Raw genomic sequence first — 24,060 nt, forward strand, 5'->3', positions numbered from 1 at the left:
TCAACTTTTTATTGTATGAACGAAAGCCATAAATACAATCCAATTAGTGTGATCAGAAGTGTAGGTACCGTTAAAATAATACCGATTTTAAAATAGCTACCCCAAGAAATCTTGACGCCTTTTTGAGACAAGACATGTAACCATAATAAAGTGGCCAATGAACCGATTGGTGTTATTTTCGGACCTAAATCCGATCCGATAATATTTGCATAAATCAATGCTTCACGAATCGGTTCTGATGTGTTCGTTTCCGATATCGCTAAAGCGTTAATCATAACTGTGGGCATATTATTCATAATTGATGATAATATTGCCGCGATAAAGCCCATCGAAATCGTTGCGACAAAAATTCCTTGATTGGCCGCCAGCTGAATGACATCCGCCAAGACACTTGTCAGACCTGCATTCCGCAATCCATAAACGACCACGTACATCCCAACTGAAAAGAATACAATTGCCCAAGGAGCCCCTTTAAGTACTTGCTTCGTTTCGACTGCAGGACTTCTTTGTGCCATAAGCATAAAGAAGATAGCCGTTAGCCCAGCAATAATAGAGACAGGCAATCCCGTAACCCCACTAGTGAAATACCCTACGAGTAGTACAACTAGGATAACCCAAGCTAGTCGAAACAACTTTATATCTTTGATAGCATCTTTCGGTTCTTTTAAATCCGATACTTTATAGTCTTTTGGAATACTTTTACGGAAAAATAACAACAGCACTAAAATACTCGCAACTAGTGCAAATAGATTCGGGACAATCATTCGAGATGCGTATTCCACAAATCCGATACCGAAAAAGTCTGCGGAAACAATATTCACTAAGTTACTTACGACCAATGGTATTGAAGTCGTGTCAGCTATAAAACCGCTGGCAATTATAAATGGGAAAATCATCTTTTCATTGAAATTCAAATTTCGTACCATTGCTAAAACAATTGGCGTAAGTATAAGAGCAGCCCCGTCATTTGCAAACAAGGCCGCAACCACTGCACCTAGAAGAGTGACGTAGACAAACATACGAATTCCGCTGCCTTTTGCTAATCGCGCCATATGTAAAGCAGACCACTCGAAGAATCCTATCTCGTCCAATATTAATGAAATAATAATAATAGCAATAAACGCGAGTGTAGCATTCCATACAATTCCCGTTACATCGATAACGTCTTGAAAATTGACAACTCCTGCTATCAAAGCAACTACTGCCCCAATACACGCAGACCAACCAATCGATAAATTTCTAGGTTGCCAAATCACGAAAACAAGTGTAAGTATAAAAATTAATGATGCAGTAGTAGCTGAAACCAACTTACTTTCTCCTCCTTATTCACAACAAACCCGAAGTCCTTGTGCCTCAAGTTCTGTTATTGATTCATTTTGTTCTGGTAGGTGTTCCAATATGCTTTTAATAAAAGGGTAATCTTCATGACTTTCATTAATAGAAAAGAAAATCCATTGTCCCCTACGCTGTTCTTTGACTAACTCAATATCTCTCAGTTTACGTAGATGCTGACTAATCGCCGGCTGACTCATTTTAAAGATTTCAACAAATTCACACACACAGCATTCGTGTGATTTCAGTAATTTCATCATCTTTAAACGGGTCGGATCCCCAAGCAACTTTAACAATTGTGATGCTCGTTGCAGTTCAATCGTAGTTGTGACCATCTATCATCCCTCCACTCCTTTAACAGTATATAAGCATGTCCTTATATGTGCAAGAGCTCATTTATTATTAATCTTTAAGTTTACTCTAAATACAATAGATATAAAATAAAAAATGACCACAAGAACTATCTCCTGTAATCATTTTATTCACAAACTATCTTCTTCGTCAGTCTTAATACAATTGAACTTTACAGCCCCAATGCTTGTATTTTCAAAGATATGAGGAATACTTAAATTCACTATCATTTACCACAAATTTTATTGTATTCGATTTTTCGTTCCCTTACTTCCGACTACAACATATACATAGATTGATCTGAGACAGTTATTCCATACCAAATGTTTGATGTTTAATCCTAGTCATTCTTGTTATTTGAGTGCCATGTTTTAGATTTTTAATTAGCAAAAACCAATTGCACCCAAAAGTATAACAATGTCAACGTTACGATTGTTGATATCGGTATGACTATCAACGATACGCTTAGGTAATCTTTCCAAGTAACTTTAATTTTATTTTTTCTTAGAATATGCATCCACAGAAGTGATGCTAGCGTTCCGATAGGTAACAGCAATGATCCCATGTCACTACCTATTATATTCGCAAGATAGATAGTCTTTAATGTGATTGGATCTAATCCCATTTCAGTTAAGGTAATCGTCCCAACCATTAAAGCAGGGTGATTATTAAAGATGTTGGAAAGTATTGAAACTAATCCTCCCATGATAAAGCTTGCTTGAAATAACCCCTGGGTTACAATTGGTTCACACAATTCTACTAACAACGCTGTAAGTCCCACATTATGCAGACCATATATAAGCACATACATGGAGAAGGCGAAAATAAGTATTTGCCATGGGGTCTTCTTCAGGATATCTATAGGGTTAGTCCGTAAATGATACCATCTCCACAAAAGCAGGCCAGCAGATCCGAGTACAGCTACAAGTTCAATAGGGATGTTAACATAAGAGGCTACAAAAAGTAGGCAACGCATCATAAAGACAAATAGTAATATCCTCATCATGAATTTAGTACGTTTTTGTTTTGTGTCAACAGAAATATTTGTTTTTAACGGGTGGAAGTTTTTACTGAAAAATACTTCTTCAATATCTTCTGCAGAACTGGGTAATCTTTTTGGTAGTTTCTTTCTTAGTATAAAATACATCAAGCCTGACATAAATAATAAACCTATTGTTGCTGGAACAAACATCATAGCTGTATGCATCCAAAGAGACATATCAATGATTTTCAGGGCAATCAAGTTCACAATATTACTAACTCCTATTGGTGCACTTGAAGCCGTTGCAATGAGTGCTCCACTCAATAGATAGGGGATTTGTTGATGGGGTTTTAACTTGAGGTTTTTGAGTAATAAAATTAAGATAGGCGTTGTAATTAAGATACTCCCATCATTATTAAACAAAAGTGTCATCAAAAAACATAGTAACTGGATATTCCAATATAGACGGTGACCAGAGCCCTTCGATAATTTCGCGAGCAGCGCAGCCGCCCAATGGAAGAAACCAAAACTCTCTAATATAACAGCCATTACGATTGTCGCTATAATTGTAATGGATGCACCACCAATTTTATCGATGATATCCACAATGTCTGCTCGTGAAACAATACCTGTCAATAAAATTATTGCCGCCCCAATTGACGCGGGCCACGCCTCGTTCATTCCTCTAGGTCTCCAAAATATGATGGACATAGTTGTTAGGAACACTAAAACGGTTATTACAATTTGAAAACTCATACCTATACATTTCCTTCCTTTTTTTTTAAGGATTCTATCCTTTTATTGTTTGTCCTTCTCCTTGTATGTATATTCATTTCGAAGGAATAGGAGCGAGATGTTTGTCCACTCTCATCAAAATGTATATTTAATAATTCCCCCTTTAAATGGACAACCGTTCAAAATAACAATTAATATTAAAACTTAACCATTTAAAGTACTTGTCCAAAAAAAAATAGGCTGTCGAAAGTTTCTCGTCAGCCTAAAAGGGGTTATACCCTTCTTTTTATTTCATATAAATACGAAGTTTGAATTACCCAACGCACTCTTAAAATTAACAGTATACTAATTAGAACTACACTTGGTGGACCGTTTTAATATGATCAAGGTTTAGATAATTAGACGTTGCTCTTGCTGTTTGAATTTCAACGATATTGGCATCAACATTATTTATCTTACCAATATGGCTTTTATCCCCACCCATATTAAATACAACTAGCTCACTTTTAAGACTTTCAACATGAGCAGCAAAGTTAGAGGCTAACAATTTATCAGCCTTTTGTAACAAAACGCAATGGTTATCCATGCCATAAGGTTTTTCATTTTTTGTATAAGGTATCAGCCATTTCAAGTGTTCAATTGTAATATACATCGTCTTATAAATAGGCGATTGGAATACAAAATAGTTATTCATGACACTTGTAATACAACCATGCAGAGACTGACCGCCTGTGACATAAATTTCAACAAATTTATCTTTCGCTTGTGTAAGAACCTCCCCAAAAGATAAGTTTCCTTTATCATCTTCCGTGGTAAAGCTAGGAAACTCAGTAGGGTCCTCTATTTCATCTTCAATATCAGAATCAACCTTAAAACTTTGAACATGATTTAATGGGATATATACAAATTCTTTCCCAGTAAAAAGCACAATCATGTCGCTTCCTAAATCTATAAGAGTACCAGTAATTATTTTCTTACCAGAAACCTCAATCTGTACAACCTGTTTGACAAGACTTTGAATGATTTTATTCAAATCCACACCTCCTATACATCTCACTATCACCATTAGTAATTGTCGAATGATACATTGGATATATTTTCACAACATTCACAAGCCCAAATAGTTTAGTTAACTTTTAAGTTCACGGTACATATTTTCTGCATGCTTCAGTAAAGCTAGATACTGAGCTTCCTCTGACTGATTTAACCGTCTTTGGGCCAAAAGAAAGACATTTGTTTCAGCATGCTTCATGAGAGATAAGTATTGTTTCTCTAATATCTTTTTTACTACTTTTGGATCTATCGGTAATTGGGAAGCGATTATTTCAGTGGCTTCACATTTTTCATCCGAAGGCCCAATGTTCTTACTTGGATTCTGATCAGATACTAGTTGCACTAATACATTATCCGAATCAAGGGACTCTTCTAGTTTTATAGTTCCAACCTCATTGTCTAGCAATTCATTTTCTATGGTGGGGTTATTGGGATTTGTTAAAAGGTTTCGTTCATTATTCAGAGTATTCCATGCGGTTAAAAGTGTTTTCTTCCGTTTAGCTTTTGATTCCACAGGTAAAAATTGCCTTTCTAAACTAAATCTATTTTTTAAATCTAATACACCTAAACGATCCGCTTCAAACGAATATACTTTTTCACCTTCCAATAAATCAGGTCTAACAAAACGTGATGTATCTCCAGGCGTTTCTTGAAAATCCAGTTGCAATTCCGTTTGATCTTCAGCTAAAGCCTCCAATATTGGAACTTCAGTATTCTTTATTGGCTTGATTTCGTTTATTGGTTGTGGATTTTCCACAACCACCTGTTTTTCAACCTGATAATCTGCTGCATCTCCTACTGAGGAGTCTATTAGTTCCTTTTCTTCATCGGCTGAATGATTAATAAAGCCTTGAATAATATTTTCACGTCCCTCTTTATCTACATTCCTATTCGATAATTTATTCTTTAGCAACTTTACTAATGTGAAGTATATTTCCAATCTAGTCTGTGGATCAACTTCTGGTCGTTCATTAACAAGGTATTCATCTTCTACTACTTCTCCAGGTGAAATATCCAAAATAGGTACCTCTTTTTTCGTTTTCGTTTCAAGCTCTATATTTTTGAGGGTGCTTTCATTAATAATCTGTAGCTCATTTTGACTAGCTTCGATTGCTAGCTGTTCATGCTTATTTATTACTATAATCCGTTTTTCTGGTATATGGCTCGTAATATTAGATATATGGCATCTTGGAACATAGAGCAATTCCGAATTATTTATTACAGTGACATAATCATCGGATATTTTGCTTAACACACCGAAAATTCCCTGGTCACTCAAACTATTGATGGACACCCAGTAATCTCTGGACGATTTCAATACATCTACTAAATAATTTTTATTGACATAATGAACAATCTCGGTCGAAACCAGTAAACTTTTAGTATTGCTTGAAATAGTCTGGATATGTTGGAGGGGAAAATAAAACACAGTTTTATTTACATCGACAACAATGTGGTCTGATTTAACATCTAACAAAAAACCTTCAAAAAATTGACAATCATTTAAACATAAACCAATCTCTGTATCTATAAGGTCGCCTAATGCTTTTTGAAATTTTAGCTCATTCAACTTTTATGGCCCTCCTTTATAGAATAACGTCGCTCCCAACTAACAGAAGCGACGAATGTATCAAATAGTGTTTTCTATTTTATTTTGAGTCTTTTTGTTTATTGTTTTCCTTTGTTTTTCCGTCTTTATTTACTTTATCAACTTTGACTCCATAACTTATGTTGCGGATATGAAACAGGGACACGCGAATTATTTCTTCATTCGCGACAATCGTTACAAAATCATCAGTAGGATTACCAATGTTCATTAAACCTTCAAGTGTTTCTGGTCCCCCACGGTTAATTTTTACCCATCGAAGTGTCAATTTCCCCAAAACACTTTGAAAATCTTTAGCTTGAATGTACGAAAACTTTCTTGGTATATCCACGTCTAGTTCCGTTTGGTCCTTCGCGTTATAAGTTAGGCTTTTAATGTGATGTGTATTGTAATAAATAATCCCCTCGTCTGCGTTAAGCAATGTGATGTAATCCTCCGCTACCGCCAGCAACTTACCAATACGTGATTCAGGTCCACCTCTATCGACTTTAATGACTCTATCAACAAGCGAGTGCATCATTTCGGTATTCATATGTTTCCAACCCCCTTTTTTAGTGTCCTGTTATCTATATGTATCATGAGTTAGCATTGCCAAGGTTAAAAGCCCAGCTTTGAATAATGGGTCAAGTACAAATGTCTCTAACATCAAAAATTGTATAAGCAAATATATAGAAGGAAGCACAAAAGCGCCCCTAAGTTGTTTCAGAATTTTTCTTGGCTCCAAAAACTTTTGTAGGTAAATTTAATCTATGCACCCTCTGATGATTATCAATAGGTAGCACTTAGCTTCTTATATATTTGGTTAATCATAATTATGTCGTAGATAAATACAATGCCGACTTAACAGATTCCTAAATTGTATTTTGCAGGTTGCCCAATCAGTAATAGTAGTTTTGAATAGAATGACATTAGACTATAAAAAAAGGTGGGAATTAAATGCCGAAAAAAGGAAAGAAAGCTAGAACTAGTCGTTCATCTTCATCAGGCTGTTCAACGTCTGGCTCTTCATCTTCATATTGTTCATGTTCTTCAACGTCAGGCTCGTGGTCACGTTGTTCAAGTTGTTCATCATCGAGGTCTTCATCAGGTTGTTCATCGTCAAGCTCTTCACCAGGTCGATTGTCGTCCGGCTCTTCACCAGGTCGATCGTCGTCAAGCTCTTCACCAGGTCGATCGTCGTCCGGCTCTTCACCAGGTCGATCGTCGTCCGGCTCTTCATCAGGCTGTTCATCGTCAAGCACTTCATCAGGTCGCCGAAAAGGCCGTCGAAAAGGACCTGGGAAAAGACGTCCTTAACTAACATAAACTAACTACTTTCGCTTGATCAATCAATATCTGATTGATTGAGCGGAAGCATTTATCATTATCAAAACAAAGTTAGCTTTTCGATTTACGGGCGAAGTGAATAATAGAAAGGAAAGAATTTTTATGTCCTATCTTATTCCATCTTATTCTTTAAAAATCGAAGACAATAATTTAAAAGAATTACGGAGCGATTTATGGAACAATGACCCTGTTCCTGCAGATTTGATTGTGGATGGTTCCAAATATGACATCGATATTGCTTATCGCGGCTCTTATACACGGAAATTCCGTAAAAGATCTTATAGAATCGAGTTCATCACCCCAAAGTTTTTCTCTGGTGTCCGCGAAATTCATCTAAATGCAGAATACAAGGATCCTTCTTTTATCCGAAATAAACTTTCTTTTGATTTCTTCCATGATTTAGGGGTATTATCACCAGAAAGTCAACATATTAATTTATCACGCAACGATTCCCATAAGGGGCTTTATTTACAGTTGGAATCCGTCGATGAATTTTTCTTAAAAAAGAGGGGTCTACCAATGGGTCCTATTTTTTACGCCGTCAACAATAACGCTAACTTTTCCTTGATAAGAGATGAAAAAACGAAGACGTCTCTTTTGGCTGGTTACCAACGGGCGTTTGGAACCGATTCAGACGATGATTTCCTTCTAGATTTCATAAATAAGATCAATACTATCCCCTTATATAGTTTTCAAGAGGAAATTGCCAATTATATCAATGTTGATTCGTTTTTGCGCTGGCTTGCTGTAGCTGTTTGCACTATGAATAATGACGGGTTTACACATAACTATGCGTTGTACCGCAATAGTGAGACAGGTTTATTTGAAATTATTCCTTGGGATTATGATGCCACGTGGGGACGAAAGATTAACGGAGGAATCATGCCATACAATTACGTACCAATGGAAGGTAAAAAGAGCAATCATCTCTGCTATCTTTTAATGCGCATCCCAGATTTTCGTAAACTTTATAGAAGCATCTTAGAGGAAATTTTGGAAACTAAGTTTACTGTCGACTATATGGATAGTAAAATTAACACACTACATGAAGCTTTACGACCACACATTCTTCTTGATCCATATAAAAAGAAGACGATTGAGATATTCAACAGCGAACCCGATTTTATCTGTCAATTCATTCAAGATCGCAGCAGTTATTTGAAGCATCATCTAGTAAATTTTGCTTAAATAAGTACTCGCTTTATTATCCTTAATTCAATAAATAAATTAATCAAGTGTTACCGGAAGGAGATACTTCAGTGTTTCCGATATGTATAAAAGAAACAGGAAAGTACGGAAGAGGGATATTTGCCACACGTGATATTAAAACTGGCGAACTTATTGAGGTATCACCTGTATTAACATCATCTAAAAATGACTGGAAGTATCTGAAGAAAACAGTACTATATAATTACTGTTTCTCCTGGGGTGAAAATTACGAACATACAGCGATTGCCCTTGGATATGGATCGTTATATAATCACTCTTATACTCCTAATGCGGAGTATAAGTATAATATAGACAATCTGTCAATCGATTTTTATGCAATTTCTGACATTACTGATGGTCAGGAAATCACTATCAATTATAATGAAAGTTCTGAAGATGATTCACCATTATGGTTTGAAGTTTTAGTTTAATTTTTTAAACGACAAAAAAAATCAAAACCCTTCTTTTTACAGAGAAGGGTTTTGATAATTAATTATTTATCGAGTTTCATATCACTGCGTGTAATAATGTGATCGATTAGACCATACTCTTTTGCACGTTCCGCCGTCATAAAGTTATCGCGTTCTGTATCTGCGCCAATTACTTCAATCGATTGTCCTGTACGCTCTGCAAGAATTGAGTTGAGTTTCTCACGAAGGAAAAGAATTCGCTTCGCTGCGATATCAATTTCAGTTGCCTGCCCTTGTGCTCCGCCAAGCGGTTGGTGAATCATTACTTCTGCGTTTGGAAGCGCATAGCGTTTCCCTTTTGTACCTGCTGCAAGAAGAAAAGCACCCATCGATGCAGACATCCCGATACAGATTGTTTGAATATCAGGTTTGATAAACTGCATTGTATCAAAGATTGCCATTCCAGCTGTGATACTTCCGCCTGGGCTATTGATGTAGATTGAAATATCTTTTTCTGGATCTTCAGCTTCTAGAAACAAAAGTTGTGCAACAAGCGAATTTGCGACACTGTCGTCAATTGCGCTTCCCAGCATTATAATCCGGTCTTTCAACAAACGCGAGTAGATATCGTAAGCACGTTCTCCTCGGCTTGTTTGTTCAATTACTGTTGGTATTAGATGCATTCCAATTCCTCCTTCAAGGTGGATGTTCTCGTTAAGTTCGTTGAAACCTTTTTCTGTTTCAACTGTAGCTTTATCATAACATAGCATGGTCAAGATAGGTCAAATTAAACGCTTAGAAAAATACCTTGCATTCACAAACAAAAATGAGTATGATACATAGTGTTGCTATAAAGATAACAACAGCATTTATGAGTCCTCGTGGTGCAATGGATAGCACGTAAGCCTCCGAAGCTTAAGATGTGGGTTCGACTCCCGCCGAGGGCATTAGAGTCAGTTGTAGCAAGGTCTGATGAAGTTAGTAGTATGATTTATATTGAGAATGATCACAGCGAAATTTTCTGTGGTCATTTTTTTATTCCATAAATAAAACCGTCTCTCGCTGTCAAACAGACGGCTACAACGGCTTTACGTATATTGTGTCTGTTATTTAATTTTCATTTTCAATGAGTGCAGCAAGTGACGTAAGCGCTTGCTCCTCGTCATGCCCTTTTGCTAATAGTGTAACTTCAGTTCCCTGCGCAATCGCTAAGCTCATAATCCCCATGATACTTTTTGCATTTACTTGCCGGTCGTCTCTCTTTAAGAAGATGTCTGCCACAAAGCGATTTGCTTCTTGAACAAATAATGCCGCCTGCCTCGCCTGAAGTCCAGGTTTCATTTTTACTACTGCTACTTTCTCCATCATTTTCCAACATGCTCCTTTTTTATATACTTTACGAAATGCCGATTCCACCATTGCGTAGATTATCTGCGATTTCTTCTATTTTCCGTAGGCGGTGATTTACCCCTGACTTACTTACTGTTGCACCAGAAACAAGTTCGCCGAGTTCCTTCAGTGTAACATCTTGGTTATCAACTCGGAGCTGTGCAATTTCTTGTAGCCTATCCGGTAATTGATCTAACCCAATTGTATTTTTTATATATTCAATATTTCCCACTTGACGCTGTGCCGCCCCAATTGTTTTATTCATATTCGCTGTTTCACAATTGACAAGCCTGTTTACACTATTTCTCATATCGCGTAAAATACGTATATCTTCAAATTTCATCAATGCAACATGTGCACCCACTATACCTAGAAAATCGGATATTTTTTCTGCTTCCTTTAAATATGCGATATAGCCATTTTTACGTTCAATTGATTTTGCATTTAATTGGAAGTCATTCATCAAATCTACAAGCGCCTCGCTATGTTCTTTATAAATTGAAAATATTTCAAGGTGATAAGAAGACGTTTTCGGATTATTTACTGAGCCTCCCGCAAGGAATGCTCCGCGTAAATATGCGCGTTGACAGCAGTCGTTCTTAATTAATTCTGGAGAGATTTCATTTTTAAATTCAAATGTTCCCGTAAGAATAAGTAAGTCCCTCAATATCGGCTTTGCGCCCTCTCGAATCCGACAAATGTATACATTATTTTTTTTCAAGCGCATTTTTTTCCGTACGAGTAATTCGACTTTATAAGGATAAAGCTTTTTCAAATTCGAATAGAGTCTGCGTGCAATGGCAGCGTTTTCAGTTTGGACATCGAAGCTTAAGTTCTTATTTGAAAAGGACAAAGCACCGTTCATTCGTATAAATGCAGCGACTTCCGCACGCGTGCAACAATCCTCATCTTCAATTTGTGTTAATTCTTTTTTAGTTCGAGATGCGAATGACATGTTATCACTCCTTTCCTGCGATGTTCACGTCTTGTTTGATTCAATCGCATTTTCCATATATGCCATGAGCCATGATGCGACTTTTTTCGATTCGTGTAATATATGCCCATCATTGACCGTTGCAATATCTTCTAATGCAACTTCAGGTACCATCTTTTCCAATACATCCAAATCATGTATAACAGGCCAAGTAGGTCCTTGGTATTCGTATTGCGCAAATAGCGAGGTAAAATCCCCGTTATTCAATAAAATCGTATCAATAAATGAAGCTTCCGCATGATGATACAAAGCCTTAAGATGGTCTGAAGCTGAATAGTCGGCTGTTTCTCCCGCTTGGGTTACTAGGTTACAAATATATACCTTCCTTGCAGTGCACTTGAGTACCGCATCACGGATTGCTCGAACGAGGATTGTCGGCATAATGCTGGTATATAAACTCCCTGGTCCGAACACAATCAAATCTGCGGCCATGATTGCCTCAATCGTTTCGGGTAACGGTTCAACCTCTTCCGGAGATAAATATACCTCCCTAATTCTGCAACCATATACAGGAATTTTAGATTCCCCTGTCACAATCGTGCCATCTTCAAGTTCAGCATGCAATGTAATCCGCTGATTGGCTGCTGGTAGAACTCTTCCTTTTAGGTTCAAGATAAGGCTCATCTTCTCAACTGCATTGGCGAAGTCTCCTGTAATATTTGTCAGAGCAGCCAACATCAAATTGCCAAGCGAATGCCCTTTTAAATCTTCCGAACTTGCAAAACGATATTGAAACATTTTTTCTATGAGTGGCTCAACATCTGACATTGCCGCCATTACATTTCTAATATCGCCTGGAGGTGGAATGTCATATTCATCTAGCAGTCTTCCTGAGCTTCCCCCGTCGTCTGCTACAGTAACAACAGCGGTAATTTCGACATGAAATTCTTTCAGACCTCTAACTAGTGTGGCAAGTCCAGTCCCACCACCAAAGATAACTATTTTCTTTTTCTCTCCGGCGTGCGGCATAGTCTCAGCCCTTTCTTTTTTCAATGTCCCGGTGAGTTATTAATGTCCTATAGTCTTCTTTAAATCGCGCGCCAAAAGATTCGGCAAGGGTAACTGAACGATGTTGACCACCAGTGCAACCAAAGGCAATCACGACCTGGGATTTCCCTTCATTTTTGTACTGTGGAATAAGAAACTTAAACAAGTCCGTAAGTTTCTCGATAAGTAGCTTTGTTTCTCCCCATTTTAGCACATAATCGGATACTTCTTTTTGCAAGCCCGTCTTCGGTTTAAGTTCTGCAATATAGAAAGGATTCGGCAGAAAACGCACATCAAAAACAACATCTGCATCAATCGGCATACCGTGTTTAAAGCCAAATGAAATGAAATTCACAGTGAATACAGAATTAGGACTAGTTGCAAATTCTGCGCTTATCTTTTCCTTCAATGCACGTGGTAAAAGCGTTGAAGTATTATATATAGAGCGAGCCCGCCCTTTTAGTTCTGATAACAAATGTCGTTCCTTACGAATTCCTTCCAAAAGTAAACCGCCCTCAGCTAGCGGATGCGATCGTCTACTCTCCTTATAACGTTTAACAAGCGCCTCATCATCAGCATCTAAAAATAATATCCGCGATGATACACCTTCAGTTTGCAATAAATCATCAAGTGCACCTATTAACGAATCGAAAAGATCGCCGCCACGCGTATCCATCACTGCTGCAATTCTTCTCTTTGGATTATCGGACTTCACCATTAAGTCGAGAAATGTTACAAGTAGTTCCGGCGGTAAATTATCTATGCAATAAAAACCAAGATCCTCAAAACTTTGCATGGCTACAGTCTTACCAGCACCTGACATTCCCGTAATAATCACAAGTTCTATATCTTTATCATGCGTATTATTTTCAGTCAATGTATATCGCCCTCCAAAGATTTTTGAATTTCTTCGTTTAACAGCTTAAATTGTTCCGTATAATAGAACGTTCCGTACTGTATTCCCAACTCCGAAACTGCAAACAATAAATTTGTTCGATCCCCTTCTGCCATTGGAAGGACCTTTAAACTTTCAACAGGATGCCATTCAAGTATACCTTCAGCCGTCTCCTTATAAGGGGTCCCTATTAAGTCGTAGGCTACAAAAGTATAAAGCATCCATTCGTCTAGTATGTTTTCATTGGCATCATCTTTTATTACCATTGTGAAGATACCCTTTAAATGTGGATTAACTGGTTTAGTTCCTGTTTCCTCGGTAAATTCTCTGATTGCACCTTCATAAACAGATTCCCGAGGTTCCATCTTACCACCTGGCGCAACATACCAATCACGCCTCGGCTTTTTTAATAATAAAACTTGATTGTCTTTTATGACGAGTAAATTTGCGATTTGTTGCATCATTACATCCCCACCCTAATTTGTTAGCTTATTACCATTATACATCTTAATTATTAAAAACGTTATTAGAAAGAAATAAGTTCCTTTTCATTTTAGCATTAAGAGCTTTAATATATGTAACAATGCGCACAAAAAGGCCAGCTACCGGAATAATCCAGTAGCTGACCGTTAAAGGGTACTATATCAAAAGGGGGGTCAATTGATACTACTTTTATAGCATACCCTATTCATGTTGCATTACTGTTACAGGCATATTAAGGATACATTAAATAGGATTAAGCGTTAACGCTGAATTTCTCTTTAAGTTCTTCAATATACTTTTCTGCCGCTTGAGCCGCAACACTGCCGTCACCTGTAGCTGTTACAATTTGACGAAGTAGTTTTTCACGAACATCGCCCGCAGCATAAATTCCCGGTACTTTTGTTTCCATAATGTCGTTCGTTTCAACGTATCCATTTTCGTCAAGGATACCTAAATCTGCGAATGGAGCTGTCAATGGATCCATACCAACGTAAACAAACATACCTTCAGTCTTATGCTCCGTTTCAGTACCATCCTTGGTTGAAACAAGTGTGACAGAATCAATCTTTCCGTCCTTGCCATTTACTTCTTTAACCACTGTATCCCAAATGAATTCTATTTTGTCATTTGCAAATGCACGTTCTTGAAGAATCTTTTGAGCACGCAGCTCATCACGACGATGAATAATCGTTACCTTATCTACAAATCGCGTGAGGTAAGTTCCTTCTTCAACGGCAGAATCGCCACCGCCGACAACTATAATTTCCTTGCTCTTGAAGAACGCGCCATCACATACAGCACAATAGCTCACGCCACTTCCCGTCAGCTCTTCTTCACCAGGAATTCCCATTTTCGTATATTCTGCACCCGTTGAAATAATAATCGTACGAGCCTTATACTCTTTTTCTCCACAGAAGATTGTTTTATACTCTTCTCCGTCGACTACTTTCGTTACATTACCATATGCATATCCTGCACCGAATTTACGTGCATGGTCGAACATTTTTGTGGATAAATCTGGTCCTAGTATATGGTCGAATCCTGGATAGTTCTCAATATCTTCAGTCGTTGCCATTTGTCCACCCGGCGCTCCTCTTTCAAGCATTAGTGTAGACAAATTACCTCGTGAAGCATATACAGCCGCCGTCAATCCAGCAGGTCCTGCACCAACAATAATTACATCATATATATCTTCTGTCTTCATTTAAATTTCCTCCTCCGTAACATTAACACTTTCTAAATCGTATAATATTAGGGTTGCCCCTTCAACTTTTCTGCCTACTCCCTTAGATGGGGCAAAAATTCAATCAATTCATTTATATACTTCGTCAACGTTGGGGTCGAAATCCCATATTTACGCGCGAGCGCTATTTTTGTCACACCTTGATAGCGTGATGATTGAAACATATAGTCTGCAGCAGATGCAAGTCCAGCGGGATTTGGAAATCCATAAGAACGAGTAAGTGCCTCCTCACAAAGGGAGAACCACATTTGAAATAGGTGGGTTGCCTCATAATTTAATGGCTTATATTGTTTGTAAAGCAATTCCGTCGTTTCAAGTGCAAGCATAAATGATTTGTCAAAGTTCGTTTCAGGAGCAAATTCATAATTAAATCCTTTCGCCAAAAATAAGCGTTCCAGTGAACTTATCTCATCAATATCAATATATGTTGGATGTGAAATTATTTCTTGTTTATGTGCAGACTTTCCAAGTAAATAAAAACCGAGCATCCGTTCACTTCGATATTCATTTCTAATTTTAGCAAGTAAAAACTCACGATCTTGTTCAACTGAATCTGGTTTGATGACCTCGGAAACACCCTTCCAAGGCTCATATCCTGCTTTCATTGGATCGATTTCAATTAGCTTTGCATACGCCACCCTTGCACTTTCTTCGCGTCCGGTAAAATAAGCCGAGTGGGAAAGCCAAAAGTAAAATCCTGCATCGCCCTCAAAACCGTGCTTTTGAATACTTCTAAGTAGACTGTAAGCTTCGTGGTGTTTACCCACAAGCGCGAATGTTGCCCCTAGTTTATATCGGTGTTCAATTAAGTATGGCTTAATCTTCATAAGTAATTTTAGAATTGATTCTAACTCCTCTTCCTTCTTTTCATAATAATAAAAGACAGAGAGGTTACATAGCGCGTGTAGATTTCCTTTATTCTCTTTTAACACATCATGAAGTAGCGTGAGGGCCTTTTCCTTTTTTCCAATGTAAAAGTAAGCAAGCGCCAAATTATTATGAGCAGCCCAAAATTCCGGATTGTCGAGAATAATTGACTCCAGCAATTCCACAGCCTTTGGGAACTCACCGGCTTCCATAAGTCTGCGTGCTTTTTCTTGAAGAAAATAGACTTCCCCATCCACACCTTCATCTTCTTCAAAAAACGATTCTTTTTGTTCAACGAAATCAATAATTTCTTTTGATTCGTCGCCAAAATGACCGTCTGGATTTATTACAAGATATTTTTTCGCATATTCCTTCGCATCTCGAAGTAAGCCTAGATGCGCATATACTTCGGCCAAATAAAAGATTGTTTCCGATGCCTTCGGATCCAATGTATGAGAGGTCATCAACACTTCATGGGCTTCGTCAAAACGACCATCTTCCATAATTACCACGCCATATTGCATAAGTATGAGCGGGTCATTTGGACTTAGTTCTGTAGCCCTTTTTAAAAACTTATGCGCCTCTTCAAAACGGTCTCGTTCCAATTCCTGTATCGCCTTTTTATAATAAAATTGGCCATCTGGAATAAACGAAATTATTTTATTGTCATTTGTTGAGTGTTTGTTGTTCAATCAAATTCCCCCGAAAAAATAAGAAGGAACGTCCAAGACGTTCCTTCTCTTAGTTATGCTTATTATAACATAAAGCGGACAGATTCAAGCCAACTTCAACTTTTTTCCTCAAGTAATGATTCTGCTTGACGTTTTTCCATCTGCTCTTTTGTGAATATAATCTTTACTGGATTGCCACCAGCAAATACGCCCGGCGGGATATCTTTGTTAACAAGGGTTGCCGCTGAAACAATAGCGCCATCTCCAATTTTAACACCTGGAAGAATTGTTGAGTTCGCCCCGATTAAGACGTTATCGCCAATAATGACATCACCAACCCGGTATTCATCTATTAAATATTCATGTGCAAGTATCGTCGTATTGTACCCAATTATCGAGTTATTACCCACCTTGATTCTTTCTGGAAACATCACATCTGGCATGACCATCAGCGCAAAGGAAGTCGTCTTTCCTACTTCCATCTTTAAAAACGCTCGAAACAAGTAATTTTTCATTGAGATAAACGGCGTATACCTGGATAGTTGGATGACCGCAAAGTTCTTTGCCACTTTAAAAAACGACACCGTTTTATAAATATGCCAAAGTGAATTCACTCCGCCCTCCGCGGGATGTCGCTCTGTCCGTCTCACTTATTTGTTTCCTCAACAATCCTTAGTAGGTCCGATATATGTTGCAACATATAGTCTGGGTTAAATGCTTGTAAAAATGCCTCACCTTTAATGGTCCATGCAACGCCTGCCGTTCGTACTCCTGCATTTTGGCCGCCCTCGACGTCATGGAAGTTATCTCCAATCATAAGCGCTTCTTCTTTCTTTGCGCCTAATCGGTCAAGCGCAAGTAAGATTGGTTCTGGGTCCGGCTTTGGATTTGTAACGTCATCTAATCCAATAACAACGTCGAAAATGCCATCGACATCGAGAAGATCAAGCCCTCTCATTACCATATCGTTTTTCTTAGTTGAAACAACCGCCATCTTGAAGCCCTGTGCTTTTAATAAGTGAAGAGTTTCAGAAACACCATCAAATTCACTTGCTAACTCATCGTGCTTTGCAATATTCCATTCCCTATATTCTGCAACAAGTGCTTCTACATTGTTTGGATCTACTTTATTAAATGTATCATGTAAAGTCGGTCCTAGAAAAGGAAGGATTTCTTCCCTTCCATATTGCCCTGGGAAGTGTTTGTTTAATACATGGGCAAACGTCCCGATAATTAATTCATTCGTATCAAGTAACGTGCCATCTAAATCAAATAATAGTGCCGTTATTTTTTTTGTCATCTTTGGTTGTATCCTCTCTAGTTATTTATCTTGGTAGGTTGTTTTTATTTTTTGTACATAGCGCCTAGTCACGAATAATAGGACAGCAATGACGATTGTAACGACGGACACCACTTGCGCTGCACGCAAAACTCCACCATATAAACTATCTGTTCGCATACCTTCGATGAAAAAACGCCCGAATGAATACCAAGTGAGGTAAAACAGGAACATTTCGCCTCGTTTAAGCGCGACTTTTCGTAGCAGTATTATGATGACTAAACCAACTAGATTCCACATGGATTCATATAAAAATGTTGGATGATATGTCACGCCTTCAATTGTCATTTGGTTCATTATCCAGTCTGGAATAATTGTTGTATTAAGGAATTTTTCTGAAACAGCCCCACCGTGTGCTTCTTGGTTCATAAAGTTTCCCCATCGGCCGATAATTTGACCTATAAGGAGACCTGGAACTGCAATATCCACAACTTTCCAAAATGAAATGCCGCGGCGTTTCGTAAATACATAAGTAGTAATGAATGCACCAATAAGTGCACCGTGAATGGCAATACCGCCATTCCATATTTGAATAACTTCGCCTAGGTTATCTTTATAATAGCCCCAGGAAAAAACAACATAATATATTCGCGCACTAATGATTGCAATTGGGACTGCCCATACGAGTAAATCCGTTAGAAAGTCTGGATGCATCCCTCTTTTAACCATTTCACGTTGTACGACAATAAATCCAAGGATAATACCAGTAGCAATTAATATGCCATACCAACGAACATGTAGTCCGCCAAGTGAGAATGCGATTGGGTTTATAGCGAGTAAGTCAACCATTTATCAATCTTTCCCCTCATTCTTATTTTGACCAGGACTCTCGCCAATAACACGATTTAGCTTATCTGAAAAGTCTTGTGCTCCATTGATACCAAGCCGTTTCATACGATAATCCATTGCAGCAACTTCGATGATTACAGATAGATTTCGTCCTGGACGAACAGGGACTGTCAGTTTTGTTAATTTCGTCTCCATAATTTGAATCTTCTCTTCATCAAGCCCTAGTCTTTCATACATCTTTTCAGGTTCCCAGAGCTCTAGATCGATAACGATTAAAACACGTTTATCGCTTTTAACCGCACTTGCGCCAAACAAGTTCATAATGTCGATAATCCCAACGCCACGAATTTCCAACATATGTTCAATGAGTGGCGGTGCATTTCCAATCAATACGTTTTGGGAAACCTCCCTAATTTCTACGAGGTCATCCGCAACAAGTCGATGGCCACGTTTGACCAACTCAAGTGCCGTTTCACTTTTCCCAACGCCGCTTTGACCTGTAATTAGTATTCCAATGCCATACACATCTACGAGTACTCCGTGGATGGTTGTCATAGGCGCTAGCTTGCCCTCAAGGAAATTCGTCAACATACCTGAAAAACGAGTGGATGCCGTTTTCGTTTTAAATACCGGTATTCCAACTCTTTCAGCGATTTCGGCCAACTCAACAGGGACATCCATTCCATGTGCAATAACAATACACGGAGTATTTTCAGCACAAAGTCTTCCCATACGACTAATACGCTTGTCTTCGTCTAGCATTGCAAAAAAAGACAGCTCTGTTTTACCAAGAAGTTGAACACGATCAGCAGGATAAAAATTAAAATATCCTGCCATTTCAAGACCTGGTCTTGAGATATCACTTTTATGTATTTTCCTATCTAATCCTCTTTCACCCGCGCAGAGCTCTAGGTCTAATTTATCTTGGACTTCTCTAGCTGTTACATGAGACATAAACATTCCACCTTTTCTTCGATTTCATTACCTACCTGTCTTTACTTTAACATAATTTAGAAAGTTGTCGCCCCTTACATGTTTATATCCAACTATAATTAAGTCTGATTAAAGGTACTCACTAAATAAGCTAACCGTTGAAACTGGAAAGGGTGCGTGAACCCACTCTACCTATTTTCATCCGAAATTCCGAGGAGATATTACCTAACTCTAGCGACTCCACAAATAAAAGAAAAGGGCAATCCAACAACCCAATTACTTCCAGATTGTTAGACTGTCCCTTTTCCAATTCTATAAGTCATTGTGCCGTAGCGTTATAACAAATTAGCACAGAACCTGTTTTTGTTTCTCCGAAAATTCGAAGCGGTGTTTTGTCATCAAATTCTTTTTCAAATCGAATAGTTCGCTGAAGCAGTTGCTCGTGTTCTGCAGTACGATTGACATCATCTAATTGAAGATCGAGTCTGCCCATATTCGATGCAATTTCCCCTGACAAAGCACTGTTTGCCGGAACATAGAGTTCTACTGAGCCACTCATTGATTTCGCGTTTATGCTTTCCGCTTCCGCGTTCGTTGTTGTGATGACCACATGTCCACTAAGCGACTGTGCTTTAACATCTTTCAAGCTGCCATCAACATACACCCGCCCGTTTAATGTTTCCGCAGAGAGTGTATCGCCGCTAATTTTATTTAGCCTAATTGACCCGTTTGCAGTTTCAAAAATTGCATCTTTGAATGTTAGGTTTTCAACATCAATTTTACCATTTGAAGTTTTTACGCGAGTATTGTCCACGTCTGTGTCTCTCATTTCAAACGCACCGTTCATAAGTCGCGCAGATAGTTTCGCATACTTTTTCTTTGGCACATATAAATCCACATCTACCTGTGTCATTTTCATAGCACTTGAAACTCTTAATTTATTCTCGTCTGTCACGAACAGGATTTTCTCAAGAAATTCTGCTTTTGCGGCTTCTTCTGATTCGTTATTATAGGCTTTTACGGTAAATTCCGCACGCGCCTCTTTTTCGTCTACGCAATGGATTGCTATTTTACCGTTGTCTATATCTATGATCAACTCGTCTATTTTTTTCATCGGTTTCGTAATTGTATGCGTAAAAGTTGTTGCGTGACCAAATGGCGATTCAAAATCAAAACCTTTTACTTTCTGTACGGCTGTTTGCATAAACTGCATGAATCGATCGCCGACTGTTGTAAAGTCTTTGCGAAGATCTTCGAGGAATTCATCCATCGTTTGCTCCTCTTTTTCCGATGAATCTGCCCCATCAGCCTTCTGTTCTGATGAACCTTTGTCTTTCGTTGGCTCTTCTTTATGTTCCTTAGCCTCTACTTCTTCAGCTTGTGGCATTTCTACTGTAGGCTCTTGAATTTCCTTTTCCATATCTGCTTGCGGACTGCTTAAGTTTTCAAGCAGTGTGAGTGCTTCATCAGTTGTAATTGTACCGTTTTCCAACATTGTTAAAATACGTTTTCGCTTACTTTGCATGTTTCCGCCTCCTAATTTGGATTTCTCAATGCCATTAGTATATATACGGTTCCAAGAGTAAAAGGTTTCATTTCTCGACTGATTCGGCTTCTTTAATTAGTTTTTCCATTCGTTTTCGGTCTCTCTCGAGAATTGGTTTCAAATACTGTCCTGTATAGGACTTTTTAGATTTTGCAATTTCTTCTGGTGTTCCTGTCGCAATTATTTGTCCGCCTTTATCCCCGCCTTCGGGGCCAAGGTCAATAATATGATCAGCTGTCTTGATAACATCCAAGTTATGTTCGATGACAAGCACTGTATTTCCCGTATCAACGAGCCGTTGTAATACACCAAGTAACCTTTCAATATCTTGCGTATGAAGACCTGTTGTCGGTTCGTCTAGAATATAAAATGATTTTCCATACGAGCGTTTGTGTAATTCAGAAGCTAGCTTGACACGCTGCGCTTCACCGCCCGATAAAGTAGTCGCCGATTGCCCTAACTTAATGTAGCCAAGACCTACATCCACAATAGTTTGAAGCTTACGGCTAATTTTTGGTATATTTTCAAAGAATACAAGCGCATCTTCGACCGTCATCGCAAGGACATCTGCAATGTTTTTTCCTTTATAGAGTACCTCTAAAGTTTCACGGTTATAACGTTTACCATTACAAATTTCGCAAGGCACGTAGACATCAGGTAGGAAATGCATTTCAATTTTGATAATGCCGTCACCACGGCACGCTTCACAGCGACCACCTTTTACGTTAAAACTAAAGCGCCCTTTTTTATAGCCACGAACTTTCGCCTCGTTCGTTGATGCGTAAACATCCCGCACATCATCAAACATACTCGTGTAGGTTGCTGGGTTTGATCTTGGCGTGCGTCCGATTGGTGACTGATCAATTTCAATTACTTTTTCAAGTTGTTCCACACCTGTTACCGATTTATGCTCACCAGGTTGCTGGCGGGAACGGTTTAATTTTTGGGCAAGCACTTTATAAAGTATTTCATTTACCAATGTGCTTTTTCCTGAACCAGATACCCCCGTTATAGCGATAAATTGGCCCAAAGGAATATCAACATTTACACGCTTCAAGTTGTTTTCAGCCGCACCTTTTATGACAATCTTACGGCCATCGGACTTCCGTCGTTCCAGTGGGAGCGGTATGAACTTTTTACCACTTAAGTATTGTCCCGTCAGCGAATTCGGATCATTCTTCACTTCTTCCGGAGTCCCTTGGGAAACGATTTTACCCCCATCAATACCCGCACCTGGCCCCATATCAATTAGATGGTCGGCTGCCAACATGGTGTCTTCATCATGCTCCACAACGATGAGCGTATTTCCAATATCCCGCATATTTTTCAGCGTCCCAATAAGTCTGTCGTTATCGCGTTGGTGAAGCCCAATAGAGGGTTCATCCAATATATAAAGGACACCTGTTAGTCTTGATCCAATTTGTGTGGCAAGACGAATACGTTGAGCCTCTCCGCCCGAAAGCGTTCCGGAAGCTCTTGACAACGTTAAATAATCAAGGCCCACATTAATAAGGAATCCGATGCGCTCCCCAATCTCACGTAATACTAATTCTGCAATCTGCTGATCTTTTTCAGATAGTTGAAGTTCGTTGAAGAAATCGTTCGCTTCTACTATCGATAATTCCGTTACTTTCCCAATGTGCACACCATTTACTTTCACTGCAAGGGTTTCTTCTTTCAAACGATAACCTTTACAGGATGGACATGGACGTTGCGCCATATACTTTTCCATTTGATCACGTACATAATCTGATGACGTATCTCTATACCTGCGTGCAACGTTCGACAAAACGCCTTCAAAATAAATGTCACTGTCGCGTGTGCCGCCAAATTCATTCGTATACCGAAAGCGTATCTTCTCATCTTTTGAACCATTTAAGATGATCGCAAGTTGATCGTCTGGAAGTTCACTTACAGGGACCGTCATTGAAATCCCAAAATGTTTGGCAACCGTCTTAAGTAACTCGGGATAATATTGTGAACTTGTTGGCTCCCACGGCGCAATCGCATGATCCTTCAATGATAATGAATCATCTGGAATAATTAGTTTAGGATTCACTTCCAATTTCGTTCCTAGTCCATCACATTCTCCGCAAGCGCCAAATGGGCTGTTAAATGAAAACATACGCGGTTCAAGTTCACCAATTGAAAATCCGCATAGTGGACAAGCATGGTGCTCACTAAACAGTAACTCTTCCCCGTCAATGACATCGACCAGGGCTGTGCCATCTGCAAGACGAAGTGCGGATTCAAGCGAGTCGCTTAAGCGTGCTGCAATATCATCTTTTATAACAATCCGATCAATGATGACCTCAATATTGTGGCGCTTGTTTTTATTTAGTTCGATATTGTCATCAAGGTCGATAATCTCTCCATTCACACGTACCCGAACATACCCCTCTTGCCTTATTTGCTCGAACAACTTCACATGTGTTCCTTTTCGTCCTGAAATAATTGGGGCAAGGATTTGAATACGCGTGCGATCAGGGAGTTCCATCAGCCGATCGACCATTTGTGAAATGGTTTGGGATGATATCTCTGTCCCGTGAATCGGACATATCGGTTTTCCTACTCGCGCATATAAAAGTCGTAAATAGTCATATATTTCCGTAACGGTTCCTACTGTCGAGCGCGGATTTCGGCTCGTTGTTTTTTGGTCAATGGAAATCGCTGGTGACAAGCCCTCAATTAAATCTACATCCGGCTTGTCCATTTGGCCTAGAAACTGTCGTGCATATGCCGAAAGTGATTCTACATATCGTCGTTGACCCTCCGCGTAAATTGTATCGAAAGCAAGCGAGGATTTTCCAGAACCAGATAACCCAGTCACAACGACCAGTTGATCACGAGGTATATTCACATCAATGTTTTGTAAATTATGTGCTCTTGCACCTTTTATAACGATTTCCTTATTTCTCAT

23 protein-coding genes and 1 tRNA gene are annotated in these 24,060 nt (G+C 38.7%); 3 read left to right on the forward strand and 21 right to left on the reverse strand.

Features of this window, described 5'->3' with window-relative positions; translation table 11 throughout:
* Window positions 1-8: 8 nt before the first annotated feature.
* The 7 genes from KSU66_RS16050 to KSU66_RS16080 all read right to left on the reverse strand — a co-directional run bounded on the left by KSU66_RS16050 (window position 9) and on the right by KSU66_RS16080 (window position 7,300).
* Window positions 9-1,307: an arsenic transporter gene (locus KSU66_RS16050; protein WP_269052486.1), complete on the reverse strand. Its 1,299-nt coding sequence runs from the start codon at window positions 1,305-1,307 to the stop codon at window positions 9-11.
* A gap of 15 nt (window positions 1,308-1,322) precedes the next feature.
* A complete protein-coding gene (locus KSU66_RS16055) occupies window positions 1,323-1,667 on the reverse strand; it encodes an ArsR/SmtB family transcription factor (protein WP_269052487.1) in 345 nt (114 codons plus the stop codon).
* Between the two features lie 395 nt (window positions 1,668-2,062).
* Complete coding sequence (locus tag KSU66_RS16060; protein ID WP_269052488.1) at window positions 2,063-3,421, reverse strand: arsenic transporter; 1,359 nt, start codon at window positions 3,419-3,421, stop codon at window positions 2,063-2,065.
* Between the two features lie 334 nt (window positions 3,422-3,755).
* Window positions 3,756-4,433: a DUF2642 domain-containing protein gene (locus KSU66_RS16065; RefSeq protein WP_269052489.1), complete on the reverse strand. Its 678-nt coding sequence runs from the start codon at window positions 4,431-4,433 to the stop codon at window positions 3,756-3,758.
* 96 nt (window positions 4,434-4,529) lie between these two features.
* Window positions 4,530-6,023, reverse strand: coding sequence for a DUF2642 domain-containing protein (locus tag KSU66_RS16070; RefSeq protein ID WP_269052490.1), 1,494 nt, complete (start codon window positions 6,021-6,023; stop codon window positions 4,530-4,532).
* A 79-nt stretch (window positions 6,024-6,102) separates the two neighbouring features.
* Window positions 6,103-6,591 carry a hypothetical protein gene (locus KSU66_RS16075; RefSeq protein WP_269052491.1) on the reverse strand — a complete coding sequence of 163 codons (489 nt, stop codon included), beginning with the start codon at window positions 6,589-6,591 and terminating at the stop codon, window positions 6,103-6,105.
* A 400-nt stretch (window positions 6,592-6,991) separates the two neighbouring features.
* On the reverse strand, window positions 6,992-7,300 hold the full coding sequence (locus tag KSU66_RS16080) for a hypothetical protein (RefSeq protein WP_269052492.1): 309 nt from the start codon (window positions 7,298-7,300) through the stop codon (window positions 6,992-6,994).
* 187 nt (window positions 7,301-7,487) lie between these two features.
* Here KSU66_RS16080 and KSU66_RS16085 point away from each other — a divergent pair, with 187 nt between their 5' ends.
* Both KSU66_RS16085 and KSU66_RS16090 read left to right on the forward strand, forming a co-directional pair.
* Complete coding sequence (locus tag KSU66_RS16085) at window positions 7,488-8,573, forward strand: CotH kinase family protein (RefSeq protein ID WP_269052549.1); 1,086 nt, start codon at window positions 7,488-7,490, stop codon at window positions 8,571-8,573.
* 71 nt (window positions 8,574-8,644) lie between these two features.
* A complete protein-coding gene (locus tag KSU66_RS16090) occupies window positions 8,645-9,025 on the forward strand; it encodes an SET domain-containing protein (RefSeq protein ID WP_269052493.1) in 381 nt (126 codons plus the stop codon).
* A gap of 62 nt (window positions 9,026-9,087) precedes the next feature.
* Here KSU66_RS16090 and clpP read toward each other — a convergent pair whose 3' ends face one another.
* Window positions 9,088-9,687: an ATP-dependent Clp endopeptidase proteolytic subunit ClpP gene (clpP, locus tag KSU66_RS16095; RefSeq protein ID WP_269052494.1), complete on the reverse strand. Its 600-nt coding sequence runs from the start codon at window positions 9,685-9,687 to the stop codon at window positions 9,088-9,090.
* Between the two features lie 192 nt (window positions 9,688-9,879).
* Between clpP and KSU66_RS16100 the strand changes: the two genes are divergently transcribed.
* Window positions 9,880-9,951, forward strand: a tRNA-Arg gene (locus KSU66_RS16100).
* Between the two features lie 163 nt (window positions 9,952-10,114).
* On the opposite strand, the gene KSU66_RS16105 is transcribed toward KSU66_RS16100, so the two are convergent.
* The 13 genes from KSU66_RS16105 to uvrA all read right to left on the reverse strand — a co-directional run bounded on the left by KSU66_RS16105 (window position 10,115) and on the right by uvrA (window position 24,060).
* Window positions 10,115-10,372, reverse strand: a complete 258-nt coding sequence (locus KSU66_RS16105) for an HPr family phosphocarrier protein (protein ID WP_269052495.1) — start codon at window positions 10,370-10,372, stop codon at window positions 10,115-10,117.
* A 28-nt stretch (window positions 10,373-10,400) separates the two neighbouring features.
* Window positions 10,401-11,348, reverse strand: coding sequence for a DNA-binding protein WhiA (gene whiA, locus KSU66_RS16110; RefSeq protein ID WP_269052496.1), 948 nt, complete (start codon window positions 11,346-11,348; stop codon window positions 10,401-10,403).
* Window positions 11,349-11,372: 24 nt separating this feature from the next.
* Window positions 11,373-12,356 (reverse strand): gluconeogenesis factor YvcK family protein, encoded by a 984-nt coding sequence (locus tag KSU66_RS16115; protein WP_269052550.1) that lies wholly within the window; start codon window positions 12,354-12,356, stop codon window positions 11,373-11,375.
* Between the two features lie 4 nt (window positions 12,357-12,360).
* On the reverse strand, window positions 12,361-13,251 hold the full coding sequence (gene rapZ / locus KSU66_RS16120; protein WP_443029001.1) for an RNase adapter RapZ: 891 nt from the start codon (window positions 13,249-13,251) through the stop codon (window positions 12,361-12,363).
* Window positions 13,248-13,730 carry an 8-oxo-dGTP diphosphatase gene (locus KSU66_RS16125; protein WP_269052552.1) on the reverse strand — a complete coding sequence of 161 codons (483 nt, stop codon included), beginning with the start codon at window positions 13,728-13,730 and terminating at the stop codon, window positions 13,248-13,250. Before KSU66_RS16125 ends, rapZ begins: the two co-directional genes overlap by 4 nt.
* A gap of 275 nt (window positions 13,731-14,005) precedes the next feature.
* On the reverse strand, window positions 14,006-14,956 hold the full coding sequence (gene trxB, locus KSU66_RS16130) for a thioredoxin-disulfide reductase (protein ID WP_269052497.1): 951 nt from the start codon (window positions 14,954-14,956) through the stop codon (window positions 14,006-14,008).
* A gap of 74 nt (window positions 14,957-15,030) precedes the next feature.
* Complete coding sequence (locus tag KSU66_RS16135; RefSeq protein WP_269052498.1) at window positions 15,031-16,554, reverse strand: tetratricopeptide repeat protein; 1,524 nt, start codon at window positions 16,552-16,554, stop codon at window positions 15,031-15,033.
* A gap of 95 nt (window positions 16,555-16,649) precedes the next feature.
* Window positions 16,650-17,183 (reverse strand): acyltransferase, encoded by a 534-nt coding sequence (locus KSU66_RS16140; RefSeq protein WP_269052499.1) that lies wholly within the window; start codon window positions 17,181-17,183, stop codon window positions 16,650-16,652.
* Window positions 17,180-17,833, reverse strand: a complete 654-nt coding sequence (ppaX, locus tag KSU66_RS16145) for a pyrophosphatase PpaX (RefSeq protein WP_269052500.1) — start codon at window positions 17,831-17,833, stop codon at window positions 17,180-17,182. The genes KSU66_RS16140 and ppaX overlap by 4 nt, the downstream gene beginning before the upstream one ends.
* A 21-nt stretch (window positions 17,834-17,854) precedes the next feature.
* Complete coding sequence (gene lgt, locus KSU66_RS16150) at window positions 17,855-18,661, reverse strand: prolipoprotein diacylglyceryl transferase (RefSeq protein WP_269052501.1); 807 nt, start codon at window positions 18,659-18,661, stop codon at window positions 17,855-17,857.
* A 3-nt stretch (window positions 18,662-18,664) separates the two neighbouring features.
* Entirely contained in the window at window positions 18,665-19,615 is a 951-nt protein-coding gene (gene hprK, locus KSU66_RS16155; protein ID WP_269052502.1) for an HPr(Ser) kinase/phosphatase, read from the reverse strand.
* A 298-nt stretch (window positions 19,616-19,913) separates the two neighbouring features.
* A complete protein-coding gene (locus KSU66_RS16160) occupies window positions 19,914-21,119 on the reverse strand; it encodes a DUF4097 family beta strand repeat-containing protein (RefSeq protein WP_269052503.1) in 1,206 nt (401 codons plus the stop codon).
* Between the two features lie 67 nt (window positions 21,120-21,186).
* A complete protein-coding gene (gene uvrA, locus KSU66_RS16165) occupies window positions 21,187-24,060 on the reverse strand; it encodes an excinuclease ABC subunit UvrA (protein ID WP_269052504.1) in 2,874 nt (957 codons plus the stop codon).

This window comes from Sporosarcina sp. G11-34 (assembly GCF_026931025.1).

Bases quoted from the DNA above. Each gene is read 5' to 3' on its own strand.
- KSU66_RS16055 (WP_269052487.1), bottom strand. From the start codon at position 1,667: ATGGTCACAACTACGATTGAACTGCAACGAGCATCACAATTGTTAAAG.
- KSU66_RS16060 (WP_269052488.1), bottom strand. From the start codon at position 3,421: ATGAGTTTTCAAATTGTAATAACCGTTTTAGTGTTCCTAACAACTATG.
- KSU66_RS16075 (WP_269052491.1), bottom strand. From the start codon at position 6,591: ATGAATACCGAAATGATGCACTCGCTTGTTGATAGAGTCATTAAAGTC.
- KSU66_RS16085 (WP_269052549.1), top strand. From the start codon at position 7,488: ATGTCCTATCTTATTCCATCTTATTCTTTAAAAATCGAAGACAATAAT.
- clpP (WP_269052494.1), bottom strand. From the start codon at position 9,687: ATGCATCTAATACCAACAGTAATTGAACAAACAAGCCGAGGAGAACGT.
- KSU66_RS16105 (WP_269052495.1), bottom strand. From the start codon at position 10,372: ATGATGGAGAAAGTAGCAGTAGTAAAAATGAAACCTGGACTTCAGGCG.
- whiA (WP_269052496.1), bottom strand. From the start codon at position 11,348: ATGTCATTCGCATCTCGAACTAAAAAAGAATTAACACAAATTGAAGAT.
- KSU66_RS16115 (WP_269052550.1), bottom strand. From the start codon at position 12,356: ATGCCGCACGCCGGAGAGAAAAAGAAAATAGTTATCTTTGGTGGTGGG.
- KSU66_RS16125 (WP_269052552.1), bottom strand. From the start codon at position 13,730: ATGCAACAAATCGCAAATTTACTCGTCATAAAAGACAATCAAGTTTTA.
- trxB (WP_269052497.1), bottom strand. From the start codon at position 14,956: ATGAAGACAGAAGATATATATGATGTAATTATTGTTGGTGCAGGACCT.
- ppaX (WP_269052500.1), bottom strand. From the start codon at position 17,833: ATGACAAAAAAAATAACGGCACTATTATTTGATTTAGATGGCACGTTA.
- lgt (WP_269052501.1), bottom strand. From the start codon at position 18,661: ATGGTTGACTTACTCGCTATAAACCCAATCGCATTCTCACTTGGCGGA.
- hprK (WP_269052502.1), bottom strand. From the start codon at position 19,615: ATGTCTCATGTAACAGCTAGAGAAGTCCAAGATAAATTAGACCTAGAG.
- KSU66_RS16160 (WP_269052503.1), bottom strand. From the start codon at position 21,119: ATGCAAAGTAAGCGAAAACGTATTTTAACAATGTTGGAAAACGGTACA.
- uvrA (WP_269052504.1), bottom strand. From the start codon at position 24,060: ATGAGAAATAAGGAAATCGTTATAAAAGGTGCAAGAGCACATAATTTA.